A 23,228-nucleotide genomic window follows, 5' to 3' on the forward strand; every position below is an offset into this window, starting at 1 on the left:
TTGCGCCGCCGATCGCGCCACCGTTTCAAGGCTCTGGCCCTGGTGCTTGGTCCGCTCGCGGCCCTGGCCCTGAGGCCCGCCGGCGCCATGCCGCTCCAAACCCAGGCGGTGCCTGCTCCGCAGCAGCCCTTGGCGCTCACGCTTGATCAGGCCATCGCGCTCGGCATGGGCCAATCCTTGGCGTTGCGCAACAGCGGGCTGGTGGTGGATGAGAGCCGGGCCTTGCAGGGGCTGGCGCGCGCCCGCTTCATGCCCAAGCTCGATCTGGTGGGCTTGGGCACCTACGGCCAGGTGGGTACCGACATCGGCTTCATCTCCAACCTGCCCGCCATCGGCGACCTCAACTTCGAGCTGGGCGGCGATGGCTACGCCGTGGTGCAGAACACCTTCGTGAATGTGGGCCTTGCCCTCACGGTTCCGCTCATCGATTTCAGCCGTGGGCCGTTGCAGAAGGCGGCGCGGGCTGGTGTGGCGGCCGCTGAAGCGCAGGGAAGTGAACAGCAACGGCGCACGCGCTTCGCCATCCAGACCGCCTATCTCAACGCCCAGCTCGCCGAAGCGCTGATTCCCGTATGGGAGAGCGCGCTGCAAGTGTCAACGCGGCTGCTCAGCGATGCCCGCGCGATCCGCCGCGAAGGCTTGGCGGCACGCATCGACACCCTCCAGGCCGAGGCCCTGGTGGAAACCGATCGGCAGGGTTTGGCGGAAGCCCGTTCGCAGCGCACGATCGCCCTCAGTGCCCTGGCTCGCCAGCTCGATCTACCGCCGGAGCAAGCGGTGAGCATTGAGGATCCACTGTTGCCCGGCCCGGCCTGGACGCTCGGTTTAGATCCCACGCTGCAACGGGCGTTGCAGGACAGGCCAGCTCTTGAAGCCCTCGATCAGCAGCGCCAGGCCAACCTCGCCCGCATCCAGGTGGCGCGTGCCTCGGGCCTGCCCCAGCTTGGGTTGTTGCTGGGTGGGGGCATCAGTGGCGACTGGCTCAACGTGCCTGTGCTCAACACCAGCCCCCGGGTTTCGGTGAACGGTGCCGCAGGCCCTGACCTCCCCACCGTGAACACCAGCGGCAGCGTGTCCGGCAGCTTCTACGACTGGGGTGCGGTGCTGGGGCTGCGCCAGCCTTTGTTTGATGGCGGCCTCACCCGTGAAGCCGTTGCGTTGGCCAAGCGCCGCGCTCAGCAGAGCGAGCTGGCGATCGAGATCGCGGAGCAGGCCATTACCCAGCAGGTGGAAACCTTCTATGCCAGCCACCAGGCAGCAGGGCCGCAAATGCGAGCCGCGGCGGCTGCAGCCGCTGCCGGTGCCGAGGCTGTGCGCGATGCACTGCTGCGCTACAGGGCGGGCGTCGCGCCGATCACCGAGTTGTTGATCGCGCAACGCAACCTCCAGGCGGCCCGCTCCGCCGAAGCGGTGGCGATCCACCGCTGGAATCTCAGCCGCGCTGGCTTGGAGCTGGAAACCGGCACCACGGCTGCGGAGAGCGGCTCCCCCGCCTCTCTTTAAAGTGGTGGGATGACCGACCAGGCCCAGCCCTCTTCCACGCCGCCAGCCAGCGAGCGGATCACCGAGCAGCTCGGCCGATTGATCCCATTGGTGAACGGCCGATCCAGGGTGGCCCGGGTGGGCTCGTCCCATGGCCGTGATGGCTTGCCTTCCCTGCTCAGTTGGGATGACGACGGTCACCTGAACGTGGACTGAGCCTTGCGCTCACCGCATCGGCAGCCACCGGCTCGATCCTTGCTGGTGCTTGCCGGTGGCGGCCACACCCATGCCTTGCTGTTGCGCCGCTGGATCATGCGGCCGCGGCTGAAGCCTGAGGCGGTGGCGGTGTTCCTGGTGAATCGCAGCAGCACCGCGCTCTATTCCGGGATGGTGCCGGGCCTGGTGGCCGGCCTCTATCCGCATGAAGACTGCGCCATTGATCTGCGCGATCTGTGCCGGCGAGCGGGGGTGACCTTTCTCCAGGCGGAGATCAGCGGTGTGGATCTTGAGGGCCAGCTGCTGCGCTTGGCGGATCGCCCGCCCCTGCGCTTTGACGCCTTGAGCCTGAATGTGGGCTGCCAGACCCGCTGGCGTGATCCCAGCTCGAGCGCTGTTGTGCCGGTGAAGCCCCTCGAGCCGTTTCTGGCTTGGCTGGAGCAGCGTTTGCAGATGCCGCAGAGCCCCCCCGTGCGCATTCGTGGGGGCGGGGCCGCGGCGGTGGAAGTGGCGATGGCGCTGCGGGCCCGCGGTTTGGCAGCGGAACTGCTCGTGCGCGCCCGGCAGCTGCAGCTCGGATCACCGGCGGCGAATGCCGCTGCTCTGCAGTGCCTCACCCGTGCCGGGATCCCGATTCATTGGGGCACCGATGATCAGGCACCCGCCGACCTCGCCTGCACCGGCAGTGAAGCGCCGCCTTGGTTGGCGGCCAGTGGCCTGCCTGCGGAGGCGGAAACGGGCCGGGTGCTGACCGAGGCCAGCCTGCAGGTGCAGGGGCTCCCGCAGCTGTTTGCCAGCGGCGATTGCGCCGTGATCGCGGCTGACCCCAGGCCTGCAGCTGGCGTTTGGGCCGTGCGCTCCGCGCCTGTGCTCGCCGACAACCTGTGGCGCCACTTCAGCCGGCCTCAACAGCCGCTGCGGGTCTGGAAGCCCCAGCGATGGGCTCTGCAGCTGTTGGGCGATGGCAGCTTGCAGGCGCTGGCGTTTTACGGGCCCTTCAGCGTTGGCCCTGCACGTTGGTTGTGGCGCTGGAAAGACCGCATCGATCGCCGCTTCATGCAGGGCTTCCTGCCAGCGGCGCCCATGGCGGCCGCCGAGGCGCCGATGGCCTGCCGCGGTTGCGCCGCCAAGCTGCCGGCTGCTCCCTTGGAGGCGGCTTTGATGCGCCTCGATCCGGAAGGCATCGCGCCAGCACCCCAGGATGCCGCCTGCCTGGATCGCAATGGGCACGGTGAGCTGCTGCTGCAAAGCGTGGATGGCTTTCCGGCCCTGCTCGATGACCCCTGGCTCAATGCCCGCCTCACCACCCTGCATGCCTGCAGTGATCTCTGGGCCTGCGGGGCGCGGCTCCACAGCCTGCAAGCGGTGGTGACCCTGCCGGAGGCGGCGCCGGCGCTGCAGGAGGAGGTGTTGCTCCACACCCTGGCGGGCGTGCGCTCGGTGCTCGAGCCGGAGGGGGCAACGCTGCTGGGCGGCCACACCCTCGAGGGGCGCGATGGGGCGGGGCTGGGGCTCACCCTGGCGGTGAATGGGCTGGTGAGGCCAGAGCGTCAGTGGCCGAAGGGCCCCCTGGCGGAAGGCCAGCGGTTGTTGCTCACCCGCCCGATCGGCACGGGGGTGCTCTTTGCGGCGGCGATGGCGGGAGCAGCGCGGCCCGCCTGGCTCGATGCTGCCCTGGAGGTGATGCAGCAAAGCCAGGCGCCCTTGGTGGATCTACTGGCCGCCCATGGCTGCCAGGCCTGCACGGACGTGACTGGTTTTGGCCTGCTCGGCCATCTGGGGGAAATGCTCGGATCTGCTCTGCAGGTGCTGTTGGATCCAGAGGCCATCCCTGCCCTGCCCGGGGCCTTGGAGCTGTTGGAGCAGGGGCTGAGCAGCACCTTGGCGCCCGCCAATGCCCGGGCCCTGGCTTTGCTGGAGGCTTCCGGCTCGGTGCGGCTCAGCGGCGCCGCCACGGCAGCCCAGCAACAGCTGTGGATTGACCCGCAGACCTGCGGCCCGTTGCTCGCGGCGTTGCCTGAGGCTTCAGCCCCGGCTGCCCTGGCGGCGATTCAGGCGGCTGGCTTTTACCAGGCCGCCCTGATCGGCCGGGTGCTCTAGTCGCGCACCAGCCAGCCGGCGGTGAGATCGTCTGGATCGCGCTGCAGGTAGAAGTAGCCGCGGGCACCGGAGCGGCCCTTCACCAGCAGCGCGCGGTAGTTGTAGCCAACGCCCTTGGCGTCGGTCTCGCTGAGGCTGCCCCAGCAGCTGGCTGGATCCAGCTTCAGTTGGCCGCTGTAGCTGGCGGTTTCACCCACGCCGCCGTAGCTGGACAGCGCCAGGCCACGCACCGCACCATCGCGCCATTGCTCCCGTTGCACCACGGCGTTGGGGCTCCAGCCGCCATTGCGCCAGGTGAGCCCCACTTGGCTGCTCAGCACCAGGCCATTGAGATCCGCCGCCTGGCAGGTCCCGGGCGCCATCGGCAGCCAGCGGCTGGTGATCACGCTGCCGGTGTTGCGGTTGAGGCTGTAGAGCGGGCGGCCTTTGCCATCCAGTACCACTTCACTGCGCTCGCGGCCCCACGGCAACGTGCGCTCCAGCTGCAACACGCATCCCGCCGCCATGCGGGCTGTGCCGCTGTAAGTGGCCTGGCGCTCGCTGCGGCCGAGCCGCTCCACCACCGTTCCTTGCAGCTTGCCGCCAGCCAGCCAACGCTCCTCCAACACATGCGCCGTGGGGGTGTTGCGCTCCTTGCCGCTCTGCACCCCCATGCCCATCACGGCGTAGCGCCCGAGCATGGGGGTGGGGCAGCTGCTGGGTGCTGCCTGGGCCGGAGCAGCCAGTGCGGCGATGGGCAGGCTCAGGCCCAGGGCCGCCACAGGGAGTAGAGCCGACAGACGAGGCGCCATGGGCTGTTGCTGCATGCATCGACCCGCAGTATGGGCGTGTTGTGCAGGTCTGCGTTCGGGAGCGGGTTCAGATCTGAACCATGCCGCAGCGCATCCCTTTGAGCACCGCCTGCACGCGGTTGTTCACCTCCAGCGTTTTGAGCAGCCGTTTGGTGTAAGTGCGCGCCGTTTCTTCGCTCACCACCAGTTGTTCGGCGATTTCGCGGTCGGTGAGACCGCTGGCGAGCAGATCGAGCACCTCGTATTCGCGCGGCGTCAGCCGCGGGCAGCTCAGATACGGCAGTTGGCCGGAGCGCAACGAGGGGCTCCGGTAGGAGTGATGACCCATCACGGCCATCACGGCCGCCTCCAGCGGTTTCTGGTCTTCGATGAAATCCGCTTCCGCCACCACCGCCTCCAGCCAGCTGGCTTCGGCGTATTCCACCGGGATGGCATCACCGAGGGCCAGCACCACCACCTTCAGTTGGGGTTGGCATTGACGCGCCTTGCGGGCCAGTTCAAAGCCGTTGCCGTTTTCCAGAAAGTCGGTGCAGATCAGCAGTTCGTAGGGCTCCTGCTGGAGATAGCTGAGGCAACTCTGCTCATCGGTGACGGCGCAACCGATCAGGGTGGATGAGCTGAAGCTTTCGCAGAGGCAACGCAGAAAAAAACGCCCCTTCAGGGCCAGTGCCACCTTGCCTTGCACCGCCACCGACAACAGCACCTCATCGAGATTGCCGTTGCTGAGGCTGTCGAGATACGGCGTGAAGTCCATCGCGCAGCCCCTGGCGAGTGGTCATCATCGCGCCCAGCCGAGCTGGATGGGCTCAGGTCGCAACCTTTTTTTCCTCCCGAGTCAGTTGGGCGTAGAGATATTGCGGCGATTTGTAGTGTTTCGGTAAGCAATGATGCAATGTCTCGAGTCGTCCCCAACAGACCGTGCGCTGAATCTTGTTGAGGGTTCGCTTCTCAGCGATCAACATCTTCAGGGCTTTGCAATACAGCTGGTAATTGGCTTCGAGCTCGCCAATCGTGATGCGGGCTTCCTGGGGGCTCATGGTTTCAGTCGTCGTAGACGAGGCACTCAGGGGCTTGTGGATTGAGGTCGCAATACACCTCGAGCGGTGAGGGATCTTTCTGCTCGCCGGGGTGGTGCTGCTGGTAGGTCTCCAGATCCTTGAGCTCGCCTTCGAGGTGGTTGATCTTGGCGGTGTCGCCGCTCTGGCGGGCCTGATCGAGCTCAGCCTTCAGCTTGGCCAGGTGGGCTTCGATGTTCTCCAAGGATCGATGGTGATCGGCTGGGTACAGCTACGAACGGTGCCCAGGCCGTCGCTACCCCCATATGGGGGCAACCCGTCAGCCCTGCGCTTCTCCTGTCAGAGTGGTTTGAGCCCCAGGGTTCGTGTGATCCGCCGATTCCGGCTGTTGCCCTTGTTGGCTGTGCTGTTGCTGGCGAGTTGTCGCTCGAATGCACCCTCGCCCCAGGAGCGTGAGCGGCTGGCTGAGCAGCAGCGTTTGCTCAGCTTGTGCAAGCGCCATCAGGAGCGGCTGCCGGCTTTGGTGGAGCGCTTCAACACCGCCCAGGCCCAGCTGACCGCGGTCCGTGCCAAGGCCTACGTGCCTGGCCCTGCCCCCCAACCCCTCGATCCCGAGGAGCAGCGCCGCCTCACCATCTACGACCAGCAGGCCGAGCAAGACCTCTACGAGCAGGCCGTGGATGCCTGGCGGCGCCAGGAGGCGGAGCGACGGGAGCGCTGGGAGCGCCAGCAGACCAGCGAAGAGGCCACAGCCGCTGAAGCGTTGAACCGTGCGGCAGCCGCCCTGCGCCAGGTGTATCCCGAGCTGTTGCTGGCTGGTGCCGAGCCTCGACTCAACCAACCCGAGCTGGAACGCTTCAGCCGCTGCCAGCCGGAGCAGTTTCGGTGAGTAGCGGCTGGTGGCGATGGGGTTGCTGTCTGGCGCTCCTCCCTGGCCTCAAGGCTCCGGCGCTGGCCCAGCTGCCGGAGCCGCCGCCCTTGCCTGCCGTGCCGGTGAACCCAGAGCTGGCCAATTGCGTCACCCGCTATGGCCACACCGGCTGTGCGGCGCGGTTGTACGCCCAATTGCTGTGCCGCTCCGTTGGTGATCCGGCGATCAGCGAGCAGCTGGAGCAGCAGTTGGCCGAGCAATACGAACAGGCGGCGATCGACTTCCGCGGCATCACCCCCGAGCAGGTGGAAACAGCGGCGGTTCGCTACTACAGCCCGATGCTGTGTCCTGAGAAGAGTCCTCAAATTCGGCAGTTGTTCAATCCGTCTTGATCAAGGCGGTGAACCGCACCGAAGCAAAAGGTTGGCTGGCCGCTGATCTGTTTTGAATTGAGACAGGCTTTTGGCGGCTGCCTCTCATTCATCCTCCCCTGGTTTTGGTGCATGGCCTGCTCGACACCCCTGCGGTGTTCGGGCGGTTGCGGCAACAGCTTGCGGGGCGTCGTGAGCTGTTAATCAGCCCAGCGCTCCCCCTGCGATTAGGCCGCACGTCGGTGCAGGAGGCGGCTCGCTTGCTCGATCGCGAGCTGGAATGGATGGCGCCCCGTTTTGGGGTGATGGATGTGTTGGGGTTTTCGATGGGTGGGGTGATCGCGCGCACCTGGATTCAGCGGCTGGGTGGTGAGCGCCGCACGCGCCGCTTCATCAGCCTGGGCAGTCCGCAGCAGGGCACCTGGACGGCGCAGCCCTGGTCGAGCCGGCTTTTCCCTGGGTTGGCCGATCTCAAGCCCGGCAGCCCTTTGCTCCAGGGGCTCAACAGCGATCTCGAGGGGTTACGCCGGGTGGAATGCCACAGCTTTTATTCCGCCCTTGATCTGGCGGTGGTGCCGGCCTGGAGCGCCGTGTTGCCCGTGGGCAGCCAGCGGGTGTTGCCTGTCGCCACCCACCCTCAGCTGCTGCGGGATCCAGCCGCGTTGGCACCGTTGGTGGCTGAATTGCTGCGCGATTGATGCACGGCAGCTTGGCTGCTTGTGGGTTGCATAGGGAGTGAAATCAGTGGGCTGACGCAACGGTGGATGGGCTGGGCCTTTCTGTGGGGTTGCGTTGGTTGCTGGGTTGGTGGTTGTCGTGGCATTTATGCCCCTTACCGCTCGGCCAGTTGGAGCACAGCCCAGCGGTTTCGGTGTTGATTCCGGCCCGCAATGAGGAAACAACCCTGGGCAACTTGCTAAGTGCCTTGCAGGCGCAAAGGCTCAAACCGTTGGAGGTGATCGTGATCGACGACCACTCCACCGATCGCACCGCTGCGGTTGCTGCTGCCGCTGGCGGCGAACTGCCCTTGCTGTTGATCCAGCCACCCCCCTTGCCGCCGGGTTGGTGCGGCAAAACCTGGGCCTTGCACAACGGCGTGCGAGCCAGCTCCGGGGAGGTGTTGGTGTTTCTTGATGCCGATACCGAACCGGCTCCGGGCTTCTTGCACAGCCTGGTGGTGCAGCAGCAAGCCCTGGGCGGATTGGTGTCGGTGCAGCCGTTTCACCGCACGGAACGGTTGTATGAGCAGTTGTCGTTGTTGTTCAACCTGGTGGGCCTGATGGCGGTGCCGCTGGGGGTGCGCTGCGGTGTGGCCTTCGGGCCGGCCATGGCCACCAGCCGCGAGCACTACCGCCGCAGTGGGGGCCATGCCGCGGTGGCCGGCAAGGTGGTGGAGGACTGGTTTTTGGCCCATCGCTACGAGCAGGCGGGCTTGGCCGTGAGCGCCTTCATCGGCGACGGCCTGATCGCCTACCGCATGTATCCCGGCGGTCTTGGCGATCTGGTGGTGGGCTTCGACAAAAACTTCGCCACTGCAGCCGGGGAAGTGCGCTGGCCCTGGATGCTGGCGGTGGTGCTCTGGCTCTCGGGCTTGTTCTGGGCCGCCTGGTGTCTGCCAGCTTCTCTGTTGGGTTGGCCGCTGGTGGGTACCGCCGATGTGCGCCTGCATGCGGCGGTGTATGCGGCCTACGCCCTGCAGCTGCTGGTGATCACCCAGCGGGTCGGGCGCTTTCGCTGGAGCCCTTTGATCTTTCCGATTCCCGTGCTGTTTTTTTTGGTGGTGTTTGTGCTGGCCATCGTCAATCTCGAGCGCGGCTCCGTGCGCTGGAAAGGCCGCACGGTGAGCACCCGTTGATAGCGGCCTTGAGTTCGGCCTGCCTTTGGCTGGTGGGAGCGTTGTTGGTGGGGGCGCTGGCCAATCAGTTGCCGCTGGCTTGGTTGAACGCCCCCTTGGGTGTTGCGTCGCCCGAGAAAGCCACCCGCTGGCTGGCGATCTATGAGCAGCGCCTGGGCATTCGCAGCTGGAAGCGTTGGATTCCCGATGCCGGTCATGCCCTGCCCGGTGGCATCCGCAAGGCCAGCCTGGCGCGCCGCGACCCCGCTGCCTTGCAGCGGTTGGTGGCTGAAACCCGCCGCGCCGAATGGGTGCATGGGCTGCTCTGGCCCCTGTGGCTGCTCACCCTGCTCTGGCTTCCGGCCAGTGGCGTGCTGATCAACCTGCTGTTTGCCACGGTGTTCAACCTGCCCTGTCTGCTGCTGCAGCGCTACAACCGCTTGCGGTTGCGCTTGCTCCTGGCCCGCACACCCGCGCGCCTCAGCGCTCCAACCAGCCGCCTTCCAGGTTGAGCTCGGCGACTAGGCCCGTGTCATCGCTGTGGCGGGCCACCACCAGGCGATGCAGCCCTGGCTCCAGCACCCAGCCATCCTGCTGTGGATCAAAGGTGGCGAGCTGCCGCAGGGGCACCTGCAGCTGCAGCCGCCGCCGCTCGTTTCGGCGCAGTTCGATCCGTTGAAACGCCACCAGCGTGCGCCCGGGCCGCTCCACCCGCTGCCCCGGCGGCTCGAGATACACCTGCACCACCTCCGCCGCAGGCCAGCTGCCGCAGTTGTGCACCAGCAGACTGAGGTCGATCGCTCCCTCGGAGCGCTGCAGGCTCAGTTCCGAGCAGGCAAAGGCGCTGTAGGAGAGGCCAAAGCCAAAGGGATAGGCCGCGGGCCGCCGCTGGTGTTGCAAGCAGCGGTAGCCGTGCCAGAGGTCGTAGTGCACCTGTTGGGCGTGGGGATTCAGCCTGGGCAGATCGCTGCTGTTCTGCGGGATCGCAAAGGGCAAGCGGCCCGATGGAGAGGCGTGCCCCAGCAGCACATCCGCCAGGGCGTGGCCTCCCTCCTGGCCCGGATACCAGAGCAGCAGCAAGCCAGCCACCTGCTGATCCCAGGGCTGCGTGATCACCACCCCTCCCCCCATCAGCGCCACCACGGTGTGGGGATTGGCTGCGGCCACGGCGTTGATCAGGGCGATCTGATCGGGGGGAAGCTGCAGGTCGGTGCGATCACCACTGGCGAAGTTGCCGCCGGTGGGGGGAGAGGCATGGCTGGTGATCCAGGCCATGCTTTGGGCGATTGGCGTCCACCACGGCTGCAGCCGGCGCCAGTCGATGAGCCGCAGCATCCACTCCGGCGGCGGCACCGAGGCCAGGATGGGGGCGATGTCGCCGGGGTGGATGTGTTCTCCCTCCAAGCGCCAATCCAATCCCACCACCAGCAGCGCCGCATCACAGCGGGATGCCACAGCTGCGGCGTGGGATGGGTGGGTGCCTGGGTCGGTGTGGATGGCGAGCTGGGGCGCGGCATGGCGCAGGCCCTCCAATGGCGTGACCACCTGCCCCGGTTGCGGCCGTGTGTCGGAGGAGCCGTGATCCCCCAGGTTGGGCTGCATCGCCAGCCGTCCGATCACAGCTAACGAGCGCAGCTGCTGCCAGGGCAGCTCTTGATCGCGGTTGCGCAGAAGCACGATCGATTCCCGCGCCGCCTGCCGTGCCAGCCGGCGATGGGCCTTGCAGCCGCGCACGCTGGCGGGCGGCGCCGTGGCGGGCACGCTCAGCTGCTGGATCAGTTGGCGCCGCACCGCATCGTTGAGGCGCTGCAGCGCAATATCGCCTTGCTCGATGGCGCTTTCGAGGCTGTGGCGCCAGAGCATGCGAAACGGCATCTCCAGATCTTGTCCGGCCTGGAGCGCGGTCACGCCATCTCGGATCCCGAAGATGAAATCGCTCACCACAACACCCTCAAAGCCCCAGCGCTGCTTGAGGATCTGCTGCAGCAACAGCGGATGTTGGCCGCACCAGGTGCCGTTCACGCGGTTGTAGGCGCTCATCACCGAACCCGCTCCCGCCTCCACGCAGGCCCGAAATTGCGGCAGAAACAACTCATGCAACACGCGGGGGTTGATCTGCACATCCACCACGAAGCGTGAGCTGTCGATCGAGTTGAGGGCCAGGTGTTTCACGCAGGCCATGGCGTGGCGTTGCAGGCCGCGCGTGCAGGCTGCGCCCATGGCACCCACATGCAGCGGGTCTTCGCCATAGGTTTCCTGGGCCCGGCCCCAGCCGGGGTAGCGCAGCAGATTCACGCACACAGCTGCCACCCAGTTCGCCCCGAAGCTGCGGGCCTCCAGGGCAATGGCTGCACCGATCTGCGCTTCGAGCTCAGGGTTCCAGCTGGCGCCCCTGGCCATCGCCACCGGGAAGGTGGTGGCACCACCTTCGAGTACCACCCCCCTGGGGCCATCCACAAACTGCAGCCCGTTCAGCCCCAGCCGCGGCAGCACGCCCGCGGGCCAGGGGTGTTGATGGGGGGCATCCCGGAAGGCAATCGCGGCCATGCCCGGCCAGAAGGCTGTGGAACCACTGATCAGAGCCAGCTTCTCCTTAAGACTCAGCTGTTGCAGCAGTGCTTCAGCTTGGGCCTGGAGAGCGGCACGGAGGGGATCCATTCCGTGAAGCTATGGCGCTCCAACGTGATCCGATGCCTCAACACAAACAAGGCGCAGCCTTGCATCAGCTGCGCTCAGGCTGATGACTGAATGCTCCACTTGGTGTTGATCAATCCTGCAGCGAGTTGCCAACAAATTGCCGTGCATCCGAGCGGGAGCACGCACGCTGGTTGTCGCCGCTTTAGGCCATGAGCAGCACATGCTGAAGGGCCATGAATCCCACCTGCAAGCTCTGGCATCGCTTGCCTTCGGGTTTATTATTGCCCTACGTGATCTGTGCTTTTCAGCGGCTCAAGCCAGAGCGATCTCGCCGAGATGAAGGAGCATCAAGGCGATCCATCTCGCTGAAATGACCGCATCCATGGCTGTTCTCTTAAGCCTTGGCAGTGGCTGATGACTCTGGGGGCATCGGCTGGTTCAGACTTCGTTCAATCAGGTAGGCGGCAAGGTTGCTGAGGGATCGCCCCTCTTGAAGGCTGCGTTGCTCGAGGGCGCTAAAGACAGTGTAGGGGAGGGTGATGGTGAGCCGTTTCGGGGCGCGGCTACGAAATGAGCCGGCATTGGGACTGGTGCTGTCGCTGGTCCTGTTCGCATATGCCACGGATGACCTCGGTGGCGGACAACTTCAGTATCTCTTCAGATTCTCTGGTTCGCCAGGATCGCCTGGTCACGTTCTGTGATGCTTTGTTCTGACATGTCACGCTTTCGCTGGTTGGGGCCATGAGCGGGCAAGCCTTGCAAAGGCTGGAGTTTTCTCGGAGCCTGCTTAGTTGGTGCCGCCGCTGGCATCCTCTTGAGCGGCATCGCGTCGCTGCTGGAGTCCTTGATCGATCAGCTCGAGGATCAATTCGCTCACCGACCGTCCGCTCTGAGCGGATCGCTTCTGGAGCCAATCCATCACCTCAGCCGGTAGATCCAGTTCCACTTGCTGCGGCAGGCGGGTTTGATCGATCTCCCATGGGCCTGCAGGATTCATGGCTCGCTACGGGTTGGTCTCTGAATCGGAGATGCGTAAAGTATAGGCTCCAGCACTTTCTAGGTAGCGCTTGACTGCCTCATCCACAACTTCATTGAGGCGTTTGCCATCACGTAAGGCGAGAAGTCTTAGGGCTAGGTGATCTCGATCCTCGAGCGCAATTGTGAGTCGAGGCATCGGCGGTGAAAGGAGGAGCGTCTGTCCTTTGAGTTGATGCTACTCATCTAACGGTGCACTCTTGCACTGATTTGATGCTGCACTTTTGTGCAACGCTGCTTTGATGCACCTTTGTGTGTCTGTTTTGAGCGTGATGCGGTGAAACTTTGGCCGAAGTCTGTTGCGGAATTGGGGTCTTGCTGACCCCACCGCGCGCTCCGCGCTCGAGATCGGTGCCGACAACGTCTGGTCGACCGCATGCAGCCTGATGCCAATCGCGGCTCGATCAGCTGGCTCTCGTCCGCATGCGGCGCACGAAAAAGGGGTGCGAGCTTGTCGCACCCCGTTGTGATCGGAGCAACTGGAAGTAAGGGCAGCGTCAAGCCATCCCGAGGTTGAATCGGAAGGAATCCAGCGTGCCGCTCACCTCATTCGCGACCAGTAGGTAGCCGCCGCGCTTGCCATCACCCACCCAGCTGAGCCCTTCGGGCGAGAGCGATCCAGCGCCGCTGAAAGCGCCCAGGTAAGTGGGTGCAGAGGGTTGGGTGATCTCGAACACGGGGATGAACGTGCCCAGCTCGTCGGGGTCGTTCTGGTTGAAGGGCCGCTCCAGGCCGATGAAGGCAAAGCGGCGGTTTTTGATGGTGGCCACCGCAACGCCTTCGGGCTCGATGCTCTTGTCGTCGCTGCGGCCATCGTCGTAGAAGCCCGCTGCGTTGGTGATTTGGTCGAGCAGGTTGCCCGAGTCGTACACCACCGATCCTTTGGAATCGAAGATCGTGAAGGAACGCCCGCCGAAGCTGCGGATGCCGGTGACAGGGTCGTTGCTGTCGCTCACCGTTTTGATTCGGCCTTCGCTAAGGAGCGTGGGATCTCCCTCGGTGAGTTTGCCGGCTCTTTTCTCATCAGAGTAGAAGCCGTCATCGCTGACAGCGCCATATTTGAGGGTGATGAACAACTCATCCCCTTGATCGGCCTCAAAGTTGCCACGGTTGCCAACGTCGGCCGATCCGTACACATAGATCGATGCACCCGTCAGTTCGTCTTCAAGGGTGGCGAGCACGCCGTCGGTGAGGTTGTCGCCGAAGGAGTAGGTGGTTTCATCGCCGAGGATGGCCTCAAAGTTCACATCATCCGGGCGAACACGGCTATCGCCTTCATCGGCCGTGATCAGATAGGTCTTGCCTTTGTGCTGGAAGGTCTCGATTCCATCGGCCATGCGTAGACCGAAGAGAGTCTTGATGCCGGGGGCGTAGACCCCATCATCATCCGTGCTGTCGATGGCGATGCCAGACCAGCTCTTCTCGCCCTGGCTGAAGATTGAGTCGATTTTGCGTCGTTTCAGATCAACCTGAGCAATGCCATTGTTCTCTTGCAGGGTGATGTAAGCCTTGCGGCCGTTGGGGCTGATGCTCACGTATTCCGGCTCAATATCGAGCCGCGGCGTGGGATTCTCGCCACTAATCCGAATGCCCAAGCCGCGCAAGGCTTCGGTGCTGTATGCGCCAAAGCCGAGGGTGGTCACCTTCGAAGCACCGGGCTTGCCATCACGAATTCGGATGACGGAGATGCTTCCCTCAGGATCGACACCGTCTTCCGTGCCATAAAACTTGCTGGGTTCGCCTTCATTGGCACTCACCAGCACTGAGCCGTCGGGGCTAAAGCTGATCGAATCGGGCAGGTTGCCAACCGCCACGCTTCCCTTCTTGACAGCTTTGTTTTTGTCATTCAGCTGGTAGAAGGCAATGCGTCCATCATTGTTGTCGTTCACCGACAGTGCGACGGCAATCAGCCCCTGATCGTTGATGGCTACGCTCTGGGCATCGCCCTCGAGCTCCAGCTCACGCAGTAGCTCAGGCTGGTCAAATCCTTTGGCATAGCTCACCAGGGAGAGGTTGGAGCCACCGGTGATCACGGCGGCAATCTTGCGGCCAGGGTGGTAGTCAAGGATCTCGGCCCCACCCAGATCGATGCTGGATTGTGCCTCGCGCAGGAATGCCATGCCGGATGAAATAGGCTCAGTCAATCCTTGCTTTCTCAGCTCGTAGCCTGGTTATCAGTCGCTTAAGGAAGGTCAATCACTGGATTAACACAAACCTGGTTTTAGCTTGTTGGCGTGGCGTGTACGGCCGGCAGTCTTGTGCTGCTCGCAAACGCCAGTGCCACCAAGGCACACGACATCCACAGGCAGGCTTGCATCCCGCCGGCCAGAAACAGTGCCCCAGAGAGCAGCGTGCCGGTGAGCCGCCCGGCGGCATTGGCCATGTAATAGAAGCCCACATTCAGGCTCACCGATTCGGTATCGGTGTAAGCCAGCACCATGTAGCTGTGGATCGAGGAGTTCATCGCAAACACCACCCCGAAGGCCGCTAACCCCACCACCACGGCGACCCCGGGATGGGCCACCTGTCGCCAGAGGGCGATCGCGATCAAGGCCGGAATCGCGGTGAGCACGCCGCTCCAGAACTCCACGGCTGAAACACCCGGCGGCTTGCTTTGCCCCCAGCTGCGCCTCAGTGCCGGTGCCGAGGCTTGCACGATCCCATAGCCGATCACCCAGAGCCCCATGAAGCCGCCCACCTCCCAGAACCGCCATCCCAGGGCGGCCTGAAGAAACACTGGTAGAGCCACCACGAACCACACATCCCGGGCGCCAAACAAGAAAAATCGCGCCAGCGAGAGCACGTTGATGCCCCTGGATTTGGAGAGCAGAGCCGTGAATTTGGGCTTCTCCTTCATGCGGCCGATGTCGGCCGGCAGCACCAGGGTGAGCAGAAAGGCCAGGAATAAACCAGCGGCCATTGCTCCCACAGCGGCGTTGAAGCCGATGCTGGTGAGAAGTAGGCCACCGAGGAAGAAGCCCACACCCTTGAGCGCATTTTTGGAGCCGGTGAGGATCGCCACCCAGCGGAACAACTGCTGCTCACCGCGGCTCTGATCATCCGGTGTGTCCGGCACCACCGTTTTGATCGCGCTCTTGGCACTCATCTTGTTGAGATCTTTGGCAATGCCACTGATCGCCTGCGCCACCATCACGTAGGCCACGCTCCACCACTTCGGCCAGGTGTCGGCCACGGGGATCAGCATCAGCAGTGCGGCCACCTGCATCAAGGTGCCGCTCCAGAGGGTGAGCCTCAGGCCGAAGCGGGCCCCCAGCCAGCCGCCATAGAGGTTGGTGAGGATGCCAAAGAATTCGTAGAAGAGAAAGAGAAAAGCAATCTCCAGGGTGGTGTAACCCAGCGCGTGGAAGTGAAACACCACCAACATGCGCAAGGCGCCATCGGTGAGGGTGAAGGCCCAATAGTTGGCTGTCACCACCGCGTATTGCTGCAGCGCCGAGAGGGGGCGCCGGGCCAAGGCAAGGATGCCCATCAGCGTGCATCCAGCTTGGCGATATGGCAGGCCAGATCCGCCATGCGCGAGCTGTAGCCCCACTCGTTGTCGTACCAGGCGTAAACCTTGAGTTGGCTGCCGTTCACCACCATCGTGGAGAGGGCATCCACAATCGCGCTGCGGCTGTCGTTGACATAATCCACCGACACCAGCGGCCGGGTTTCGTAGCCCAGGATTCCCTGGAGTGCTCCGTTGGCAGCCGCCTCAAAGGCTGCATTCACCTCATCAACGTTCACGCTGCGCTGCAGCTCGAAGACGGCATCGGTGAGGGAGGCATTCAGTAGTGGCACGCGCACGGCGTGGCCGTTGAGCTTGCCTTGCAGTTCGGGGAAGATCATCCCGATCGCTTTGGCTGATCCGGTGGTAGTGGGGATCAGGCTCTGCATGCAGGAGCGGGCCCGACGCAGATCGCTTTTGAAGGCATCCACCACCACCTGGGTGTTGGTCACGTCGTGCAGGGTGGTGATCGAACCGTGCTTGATGCCGAAGCTCTCGTGCACCACCTTCACCACGGGGGCCAGACAGTTGGTGGTGCAGGAGGCCGCCGTGATCAACCTGTGCTGATTGGGTTCGTAGAGGTGATGGTTGATGCCGTAAACGATGTTGAGGGCTTCGGCTCCCGCGATCACGCCCTTCACCGGGCACGCCACCAGCACACGGGAGAGTCCGGCGCTGTCGAAATACGGCTGCAGGGTTTCAGGTGTTTTGAGCTTGCCGCTGCACTCGAGCACCAGCTCCACGCCGGCTTCGCGCCAGGGCACAGCCGTGGGATCGCTGTCTTGGCTGGTGCTTACAGCCAGGCCGTTGATCGCAAAGCCTGAAGCGCTGGCCTCAACCGTGTGCTGCCAGCGGCCATGCACTGAATCAAAGGCCAGGAGATGGGCCGCTGCGGCTGCGTCAGCAGCGTTGTCGTTGACATGCACCAACTCGATGCCGGGCCTCCCCCAGAGGGCGCGGAACACCAAGCGGCCGATGCGGCCAAAGCCGTTAATGCCAATGCGCATGGGACCGACGCCGTGCCAAGGGAGCAATGCGCGGACCATAGATCAACTGATGTTGATCTACCAAGTCTTGTTGATCTGGGTTGGGCGAGGCGGCGTTGTGATGGGTTAAGCCCCTTAACCTTGCCCTGATCCAAGCCGTTGTGCCGTGCCGCTGCCCGCCTTGGTTGCAGTTGAGCCGCTGGAGCGGGAGCAGGCCCGTCAGCTCCTCAAGGCTCTGGCTGACCCCCTGCGCTTGGACGTGGTCCAGGCCTTGGCGGGCGGTGAGCGCTGCGTTTGTGATCTGGTGGCCGACCTCAACTTGGCGCAATCGCGGCTGTCGTTTCATCTCAAGGTGATGCGCGAAGCCGGATTGATTGAGGCGCGCGAGGAAGGCCGTTGGGTTTACTACCGCTTGCGTTCTGGAGCGCTTGAGCAGCTGCAGGCCTGGCTGGCAGCGTTGGCGACCGATTGCCAGGCCCCGGCGCGTTGTTGCTCTTAACCCGCGGGTAGGGCCGTGTCTCTCAGGAAGCTGCTCAGCTTGTAGTGGCCTGCTGCCAGGGCCTCTACCAGGGCCAGGCAGGCGCGATCCGGCATGGTGTGATCCCCGCAGGTGAACACGTCCACGGCGGCGTAACCCGATTCCGGCCAGGTGTGAATCGAGAGGTGCGATTCAGCCAGCAGCACGAGCCCCGTCACGCCCTGGGGCTGGAAGTGGTGGCTGATCAAATGCAACACCGTTGCACCGGCTTCTCGGGCGGCGGTGGCAATGGTGGTGCGGATGAAGGCTTCGTCGTTGAGCTTGTCTGGATTGCAGTCGTAGAGCTCGAGGATGCAGTGCTTGCCAACGGGCTGGCTGGAACTGCCGCCAGCCCATCCAGGATTGGGATGCAGGCTGGAGAGGGAATTGTTCATCGCGAGGATGTGAACTGGGCTCAACCTAGACCCACTGGATGCCGCAGAATCTGGAGTTGGTATTTGTCTTCAGCCATTGGAAATGCGGCGGTCTCGGTATTCGCCCATACGCGCAGTTGTGGTTCACAACCAAACATTCACGCACTCTTAACCAATCGCTAACCTCCCGGTCTGCTCGGCTGCTTAGACGTTGGGGGCTCCTGAACGGTTGCTCTCCATGTCCTTCGCGAAGAAGGCTCTCTGCTTCGGCGTGCTCTCCAGCTTCGGCATCGCTGCAGCCGCCACTGCACAATCCGTGATCAACGGTGCCGGTGCATCCTTCCCGGCTCCCTTCTACCAGCGCGCTTTCGCTGGTGCCGCATCCAAGGGCGTCAAGGTGAACTACCAGTCGGTGGGTTCTGGCGCTGGCGTGCGCCAGTACGTGGCTGGCACTGTGGATTTCGGCGCCACCGACGAGCCGATCAAGGCTTCTGAGGCTGCCAAGGTGAGCCGCGGTGTGGTGCAATTCCCCGCTGTGGGTGGCACCATCGCCATTGCTTACAACAAGCCTGATTGCAAGGGTCTGAAGCTCAGCCAAAAGCAGGCTGTCGACATCTTCCTGGGCAAGATCAAGACCTGGGATCAGCTGAAGTGCGGCAAGGGCCCCATCACCGTGGCGCACCGTTCTGACGGTTCCGGCACCACCTTCGCGTTCACCAACTCCCTGAGTGCCTTCTCCTCCGAGTGGAAGAGCAAGGTGGGTGAGGGCAAGAGCGTGAAGTGGCCTGTGGGCGTGGGCGGCAAAGGCAACGAGGGTGTGGCCGGCGTGCTCAACAACACCACCGGTGCCATCGGCTACGTGAACCAGAGCTATGTGAAGGGCAAGCTCCAGGCTGCTGCTCTGCAGAACAAGGCTGGCAAGTATGTGCTTCCCACTGAAGCCAGCGGTGCTGCTGCTCTGAACAACATCAAGCTGAATGCTCAGCTGGCTGGCGAGGATCCCAATCCCGCTGGTGCTGGCAGCTACCCCATTTCCACCCTCACCTGGATTCTCGCTTACGAGAAAGGAAATGGTGCGAAGGCCGGCAAGATCCGTGAGGCCATGATGTATCTGCTGGGCCCTGCTCAGAATCAAGCCAGTGGGCTGGGCTATGTGCCCCTCAAGGGCGACATCCTGAAGCGCGCTAAAGCAGCTGTCGCCAAGATCGGCGCCTGATCTGAGACAAACCTGGATTGATCGGGGGGCTGTTTCAGCCCCCCTTTTTTTGCCTCAGACCCTTCATCACCGCTGAATTAATGGCTGCCACTCCCCAGCCGGCCTGGATCCGGCTCGTGGCTGATGATCCAATTTGGAGAGAGCAGTGTCACCTGGCACTCCTGCAGGAGGGCTTTCGGGTTGACCAGCAACCCGCTCCCCAACAGTTGAAAGACTTGCTCAGCGCTCCAGGGCTGGGCGATCGTCCGGCCCTTTGGGTGGTGAATCTGCCCAGCGAGCGCCACGATCTGGTGGCCACGTTGGCGTTGCTGCAGCGCTGGCGGCGGCGCGATCTGCTCACTCCGCTGCTGCTTTTGGCCGATGCGGCAACGGAAGAGGAGCGTGTGGAGTTGTTGGATACTGGCGCCGACGACGTGCTGGTGCGTCCGTTTGGGTTAAGGGAGTTGGTGGCCCGTTGCCGGGCGATGCTTCGGCGGGTGCGGCGGATGGAGCAGAGCGCCCGTTTGGCTCAGGCGGGCACGGTGCTTGAAGCCGGAGCGCTGCAGCTGTTTCGCGAGCAGTGCCGCGTGTGTGTGCATGGTGCGGAGGTCAACCTCACGCCGCGGGAGTTTCGCCTGCTGGAGTGCTTCATGCTCCAACCCGGCCGGGCCCTCAGCCGCGATCAATTGATTGAGCAGGTGTGGGGCGCTGATTATTGCGGCAACAACAAAAGCGTGGATGTGCACGTGCTCTGGCTGCGGCGCAAGCTCGATCAGCCGGGGCAGCCCTCGTTGTTCGTTACTGTTCGCGGTATTGGTTATCGCTTTGCGCCTCCCCCTCAATAGAAAGGGAGGCGAGGTAGCGCTGCCGCTGGCGCGAGATCAGCGCTTCATTGCAGGGATGGCTGTCAGCTGTTGTGGAGTCGGCCGGCTTGGGAGTCTTGGCCGAATCGGTTCTGGGAGGATTGCTCATGTTGCTGGTGGCGCAGAGGAGGTGGCTTGATCACGGAGTTCACCCAGCAGCAACCGGCCACAAAACTGATGCTGCCGTGGCCTGTTTTCACCAACATGGTCTTTCCTTCGAATCAAGCCAACCTAACGCTCGACAAGCGGCTTCAGGTAGCAACGCGCACCTTTTGCGGCGGATTCGCGTGATCCTGTCGTCTGCGACACCTTGCATCAGCGATATTGCGGCCGCTTGTGCTCATCGAAGCTGCGTTCCAGCACCTGCCCCACGGTGAGGCCAATCGGAAGTTTGCCGGCAAAGGCGCTGCCGAGCACATTGCGGTAGAGCTTGTTGGTCACCAGCCGGTAGGTGGAATCCTGCAGTGGGATCACTCCGGCCTGCTGGGCAATTTTCACACCGCGCTGCAGGGTTCCGCTCACCATCGAGCGAATGGCAGTGTTGCTCTTCAGGGCCTGATCATTCACGTAAAAGAACAGCGGCCGCGAGAGTGGCAAATAGCGGGAACTCTGAACCGATTCCACGCTGGGGAGCACCGTTCCCCGCGTTCCCTGCACCGCCAAGGCGCGCAGTTGGCTGCGGTTCGCTTGGTAATAGTCGTAGCCGAAATAGCCCAGGGCTCCTGGTTGGCTGGCCACGCAATTCACCAGCACGTTGTCATCCTCGCTGGCGGTGTAGTCCTGCCTGGAATCCGTGGTGCTGCCGTTGATCGCCTTGTTGAAGGTGTCGTAGGTGCCGGAATCGGTACCAGGGCCGCACAGTTTGATCGGTGTGTTGGGCCACGCCGGATTCACCTGGTTCCAGCGCTGGATCTTGCCTTGGGCCTTGCGGTTCCAGAGCGTGCGCAGCTGGGCGGTACTGATCTCCTTGGCAAAGCTGTTTTTGGGGTTGACCACCACCGTGATCGCATCAAAAGCCACCGGCAGCTCGATGAAACGCACGCCAGCGGCTGCACAGCGCTTCAGTTCATCGCTGTTGATCGGCCGCGAAGCAGCGGCAATGCTGAGCTTGCCGCTGCAAAACTCACGAAAGCCAGCACTGGTGCCCACCGACCGGGCTTTGAACGTCACTCCTTTGGGGATTTGGCCTTTGGTGTTGGCGATGGCGGCCACGCTGAAGGGGTAGACCGTGCTTGATCCCGAAATCCAGATGGTCTTGTTGGGGCTGGCCCCCTGTTGAGCCAAGGCAGTACCGGTGACCGCCACCACGCTTACGGCGAACAGGGGGGCAACCAAGCGGGCAGCGATCACGGATGGAAAGGAACGCATGGCGCCACTCTGACCAGCCAAAGGAGTCGCCTCGTTAAGTCCTGGTTAATGAATGGTTGAAGCCCCAGGTTCGATAAACAACTGAACTCGTGCTCTTAACCACCTCTTAAAACCAGCTGTGCTGATGCGTGGGAGCTTGGGATGGTTAAGGCCTGTTGCCGATGCCGCTTGCCGAACCTAGCGATCTCTTTTCCCTGCGGCGTCGGCCGCCCTCGGAGAAGCTGGTGGACCAAGGCTTTCGCCAGCTCTCAGTGCTGCTCGCCTCGATTGTGGGGTTGGTGCTGGTGGGCATCCTGCTCACGGTGCTGACAGGGGCCCATCAGGCCATCGGCGCCTTTGGCCTGCGGTTCATCACCACCTCCGATTGGGACCCGATCGGCAATAGCTACGGTGCTTTCACGGCCATCTACGGCACGCTCATCACCTCGATCCTGGCGCTGGTGATTGCCGTACCCCTGGGTGTTGGCACGGCGATCTTCATCACTGAAAACCTGATTCCCCGTTGGCTTCGCCAGGCCCTTGGATTGATGGTGGAGCTCCTGGCCGCGATCCCATCGGTGGTGCTCGGTCTCTGGGCCATTTTTGTGATGGAGCCTTTCCTTCGCCCTCTGCTGGAAGCCCTGCACGTTTATCTCGGCTGGATTCCCTTCTTCTCCACCACGGCTCAGGGCCCCGGCGTGGCGCCGGCGATCTTGATTCTCGTGGTGATGATTCTGCCGATCATCACAGCCATTTCTCGGGATTCGCTTCAACAGGTGCCGCCTGAGCTTCGCCAGGCCGCCTACGGCGTGGGCACCACGCGCTGGGGAGCCATCCTGCGGGTGATTCTGCCGGCGGCCGTTTCGGGCATTACCGGCGGAGTGATGTTGGCGCTGGGCCGAGCGATGGGTGAAACCATGGCCGTCACCATGATCATCGGCAACTCCAACAATTTCAGTTGGAGCCTGCTAGCCCCGGGCAACACCATCTCCTCGATGCTGGCCAACCAATTCGGTGAAGCCGATGGCTTCCAGGTGTCGGCCCTGATGTATGCCGCTTTGGTGCTGATGATCCTCACCCTGGTTGTCAACATCCTGGCGCAGTGGATCGTGCGCCGTCTGAGCCTCAAGTACAGCTGACCACGATGACTTCAACAGCTCCTTCGATGGCTCCCCTGCAGCCAGGCTTCGCTCGCTCATCACTGCGTTTCAACAGCTCCCTCTCGCGCAATCGCTGGAATCTGCTGTTCACGGTGGTGGCCGCAGCCTTCGCCTTGATCGCCGTGCTTCCGCTGCTGCTGGTGTTGGGCTATGTGCTCGTCAAAGGCGGATCTCTGCTGAGCTTTCGCTTGCTCACGGAGTTGCCTCCGCCCCCAGGCCTAGACGGTGGTGGCATCGGCAACGCCATCATTGGCACGATTGTGGTGACCTTGATCGCCAGCTTGATCGCCATCCCAGTAGGCGTTGGCGGCGGCATCTACCTCGCCGAGTATTCGCGCTCCGGCTGGTTTGCCCAGTTTGTGCGGTTCGGCACGAACGTGCTTTCAGGTGTGCCCTCGATCATCTGCGGCGTGTTTGTTTACGGCCTGATCGTGAGCACCCGCCTCTTCTTTGATCAGAGCTACAGCGCGATGGCCGGCGGTGTGGCCCTGTCGGTGCTGATGCTGCCCACGGTGATCAAAACCACCGACGAAGCCCTCAAGCTCGTTCCTCAAGAGTTGCGCTGGGGAGCTGTTGGCATCGGCGCCTCCCGTTTCGTCACCATCACCCGCATCACCTTGCCAGCGGCGTTCACACCGATCGCCACTGGCGTGGTGTTGGGGATTGCCCGCGCGGCCGGCGAAACAGCTCCGTTGATCTTCACCGCCCTGTTCTCGCCCTTCTGGCAGGAGGGCTTGTTCAATCCGATCGCCACCATGTCGGTGTTGATCTTCAATTTCGCCATCATGCCTTACGACGCACAGATCGCCCTGGCCTGGGCTGCCTCGTTTGTGTTGGTCGTGATGATTCTCGCCGCCAACCTGTTCGCGCGCTGGTTGGGTCGGTTCGCTCGCGCCTGATTGTCCCCTTTCCTCTCGCTCCGTCA

General features: G+C 63.4%; 26 protein-coding genes. 14 read left to right on the top strand and 12 right to left on the bottom strand.

Annotated features, from left to right (window positions below):
* From CB0101_RS01065 to selD, 3 genes are read left to right on the top strand one after another with little or no spacing between them, the layout of a single operon-like run.
* Window positions 1-1,503 (top strand): TolC family protein, encoded by a 1,503-nt coding sequence (locus CB0101_RS01065; RefSeq protein WP_010309652.1) that lies wholly within the window; start codon window positions 1-3, stop codon window positions 1,501-1,503.
* Between the two features lie 9 nt (window positions 1,504-1,512).
* Window positions 1,513-1,698, top strand: coding sequence for a hypothetical protein (locus tag CB0101_RS01070; RefSeq protein WP_010309650.1), 186 nt, complete (start codon window positions 1,513-1,515; stop codon window positions 1,696-1,698).
* Between the two features lie 3 nt (window positions 1,699-1,701).
* A complete protein-coding gene (selD, locus tag CB0101_RS01075) occupies window positions 1,702-3,798 on the top strand; it encodes a selenide, water dikinase SelD (RefSeq protein WP_029553020.1) in 2,097 nt (698 codons plus the stop codon).
* Here the strand turns inward: selD and CB0101_RS01080 are convergent.
* From CB0101_RS01080 to CB0101_RS01095, 4 genes are read right to left on the bottom strand one after another with little or no spacing between them, the layout of a single operon-like run.
* Window positions 3,795-4,604, bottom strand: coding sequence for a hypothetical protein (locus CB0101_RS01080; RefSeq protein WP_246833799.1), 810 nt, complete (start codon window positions 4,602-4,604; stop codon window positions 3,795-3,797). The two genes, selD and CB0101_RS01080, sit on opposite strands and share 4 nt — an antisense overlap.
* A 52-nt stretch (window positions 4,605-4,656) precedes the next feature.
* Complete coding sequence (locus CB0101_RS01085; protein WP_010309642.1) at window positions 4,657-5,343, bottom strand: response regulator transcription factor; 687 nt, start codon at window positions 5,341-5,343, stop codon at window positions 4,657-4,659.
* 52 nt (window positions 5,344-5,395) lie between these two features.
* Window positions 5,396-5,626, bottom strand: a complete 231-nt coding sequence (locus CB0101_RS01090; protein ID WP_010309640.1) for a DUF3136 domain-containing protein — start codon at window positions 5,624-5,626, stop codon at window positions 5,396-5,398.
* Window positions 5,627-5,630: 4 nt separating this feature from the next.
* Window positions 5,631-5,849 carry a CP12 domain-containing protein gene (locus tag CB0101_RS01095; protein WP_010309637.1) on the bottom strand — a complete coding sequence of 73 codons (219 nt, stop codon included), beginning with the start codon at window positions 5,847-5,849 and terminating at the stop codon, window positions 5,631-5,633.
* A 123-nt stretch (window positions 5,850-5,972) separates the two neighbouring features.
* Between CB0101_RS01095 and CB0101_RS01100 the strand changes: the two genes are divergently transcribed.
* From CB0101_RS01100 to CB0101_RS01120, 5 genes are all read left to right on the top strand, one after another.
* Complete coding sequence (locus tag CB0101_RS01100; RefSeq protein ID WP_010309635.1) at window positions 5,973-6,494, top strand: hypothetical protein; 522 nt, start codon at window positions 5,973-5,975, stop codon at window positions 6,492-6,494.
* Complete coding sequence (locus CB0101_RS01105; RefSeq protein ID WP_010309633.1) at window positions 6,491-6,868, top strand: hypothetical protein; 378 nt, start codon at window positions 6,491-6,493, stop codon at window positions 6,866-6,868. The genes CB0101_RS01100 and CB0101_RS01105 overlap by 4 nt, the downstream gene beginning before the upstream one ends.
* A 104-nt stretch (window positions 6,869-6,972) precedes the next feature.
* Window positions 6,973-7,545, top strand: coding sequence for an alpha/beta hydrolase (locus CB0101_RS01110; RefSeq protein ID WP_010309632.1), 573 nt, complete (start codon window positions 6,973-6,975; stop codon window positions 7,543-7,545).
* A 62-nt stretch (window positions 7,546-7,607) separates the two neighbouring features.
* Window positions 7,608-8,702, top strand: coding sequence for a glycosyltransferase family 2 protein (locus tag CB0101_RS01115; protein ID WP_029553018.1), 1,095 nt, complete (start codon window positions 7,608-7,610; stop codon window positions 8,700-8,702).
* A gap of 8 nt (window positions 8,703-8,710) precedes the next feature.
* Window positions 8,711-9,193, top strand: coding sequence for a hypothetical protein (locus CB0101_RS01120; protein ID WP_010309627.1), 483 nt, complete (start codon window positions 8,711-8,713; stop codon window positions 9,191-9,193).
* On the opposite strand, the gene CB0101_RS01125 is transcribed toward CB0101_RS01120, so the two are convergent.
* The 6 genes from CB0101_RS01125 to CB0101_RS01150 all read right to left on the bottom strand — a co-directional run bounded on the left by CB0101_RS01125 (window position 9,162) and on the right by CB0101_RS01150 (window position 16,868).
* Window positions 9,162-11,339, bottom strand: a complete 2,178-nt coding sequence (locus CB0101_RS01125; RefSeq protein ID WP_010309624.1) for a beta-glucosidase — start codon at window positions 11,337-11,339, stop codon at window positions 9,162-9,164. The two genes, CB0101_RS01120 and CB0101_RS01125, sit on opposite strands and share 32 nt — an antisense overlap.
* A 373-nt stretch (window positions 11,340-11,712) precedes the next feature.
* Entirely contained in the window at window positions 11,713-11,940 is a 228-nt protein-coding gene (locus tag CB0101_RS15720; protein WP_071778139.1) for a hypothetical protein, read from the bottom strand.
* A gap of 165 nt (window positions 11,941-12,105) precedes the next feature.
* Entirely contained in the window at window positions 12,106-12,315 is a 210-nt protein-coding gene (locus tag CB0101_RS01135) for a ribbon-helix-helix protein, CopG family (RefSeq protein ID WP_010309620.1), read from the bottom strand.
* Window positions 12,316-12,850: 535 nt separating this feature from the next.
* Window positions 12,851-14,473, bottom strand: coding sequence for a choice-of-anchor I family protein (locus tag CB0101_RS01140; RefSeq protein WP_010309608.1), 1,623 nt, complete (start codon window positions 14,471-14,473; stop codon window positions 12,851-12,853).
* A gap of 101 nt (window positions 14,474-14,574) precedes the next feature.
* Entirely contained in the window at window positions 14,575-15,843 is a 1,269-nt protein-coding gene (gene arsJ, locus CB0101_RS01145) for an organoarsenical effux MFS transporter ArsJ (protein WP_010309605.1), read from the bottom strand.
* The gene (locus CB0101_RS01150; protein WP_010309603.1) at window positions 15,843-16,868 is read right to left on the bottom strand and encodes an ArsJ-associated glyceraldehyde-3-phosphate dehydrogenase; all 1,026 of its coding nucleotides are present in this window, start codon (window positions 16,866-16,868) and stop codon (window positions 15,843-15,845) included. The genes arsJ and CB0101_RS01150 overlap by 1 nt, the downstream gene beginning before the upstream one ends.
* 145 nt (window positions 16,869-17,013) lie before the next feature.
* On the opposite strand from CB0101_RS01150, the gene CB0101_RS01155 reads away from it, so the two are divergent.
* Window positions 17,014-17,346, top strand: coding sequence for a helix-turn-helix transcriptional regulator (locus CB0101_RS01155; protein WP_010309601.1), 333 nt, complete (start codon window positions 17,014-17,016; stop codon window positions 17,344-17,346).
* On the opposite strand, the gene speD is transcribed toward CB0101_RS01155, so the two are convergent.
* The gene (gene speD / locus CB0101_RS01160; protein ID WP_010309599.1) at window positions 17,343-17,759 is read right to left on the bottom strand and encodes an adenosylmethionine decarboxylase; all 417 of its coding nucleotides are present in this window, start codon (window positions 17,757-17,759) and stop codon (window positions 17,343-17,345) included. The two genes, CB0101_RS01155 and speD, sit on opposite strands and share 4 nt — an antisense overlap.
* A gap of 217 nt (window positions 17,760-17,976) precedes the next feature.
* Between speD and pstS the strand changes: the two genes are divergently transcribed.
* From pstS to CB0101_RS15200, 3 genes are all read left to right on the top strand, one after another.
* Window positions 17,977-18,954 carry a phosphate ABC transporter substrate-binding protein PstS gene (gene pstS / locus CB0101_RS01165; protein ID WP_010309597.1) on the top strand — a complete coding sequence of 326 codons (978 nt, stop codon included), beginning with the start codon at window positions 17,977-17,979 and terminating at the stop codon, window positions 18,952-18,954.
* A gap of 80 nt (window positions 18,955-19,034) precedes the next feature.
* Window positions 19,035-19,778: a winged helix-turn-helix domain-containing protein gene (locus tag CB0101_RS01170; RefSeq protein ID WP_010309596.1), complete on the top strand. Its 744-nt coding sequence runs from the start codon at window positions 19,035-19,037 to the stop codon at window positions 19,776-19,778.
* A gap of 153 nt (window positions 19,779-19,931) precedes the next feature.
* Window positions 19,932-20,087, top strand: a complete 156-nt coding sequence (locus CB0101_RS15200; RefSeq protein WP_168187927.1) for a hypothetical protein — start codon at window positions 19,932-19,934, stop codon at window positions 20,085-20,087.
* Between the two features lie 24 nt (window positions 20,088-20,111).
* On the opposite strand, the gene CB0101_RS01175 is transcribed toward CB0101_RS15200, so the two are convergent.
* A complete protein-coding gene (locus CB0101_RS01175) occupies window positions 20,112-21,164 on the bottom strand; it encodes a PstS family phosphate ABC transporter substrate-binding protein (protein WP_043717755.1) in 1,053 nt (350 codons plus the stop codon).
* A gap of 161 nt (window positions 21,165-21,325) precedes the next feature.
* On the opposite strand from CB0101_RS01175, the gene pstC reads away from it, so the two are divergent.
* Together pstC and pstA are read left to right on the top strand one after the other, a co-directional pair.
* Window positions 21,326-22,282, top strand: a complete 957-nt coding sequence (gene pstC, locus CB0101_RS01180; protein ID WP_010309591.1) for a phosphate ABC transporter permease subunit PstC — start codon at window positions 21,326-21,328, stop codon at window positions 22,280-22,282.
* A gap of 26 nt (window positions 22,283-22,308) precedes the next feature.
* A complete protein-coding gene (gene pstA, locus CB0101_RS01185) occupies window positions 22,309-23,202 on the top strand; it encodes a phosphate ABC transporter permease PstA (RefSeq protein WP_010309589.1) in 894 nt (297 codons plus the stop codon).
* Window positions 23,203-23,228 lie beyond the last annotated feature (26 nt).

This window comes from Synechococcus sp. CB0101, assembly GCF_000179235.2.
Classification (GTDB): Bacteria; Cyanobacteriota; Cyanobacteriia; order PCC-6307; family Cyanobiaceae; genus Vulcanococcus.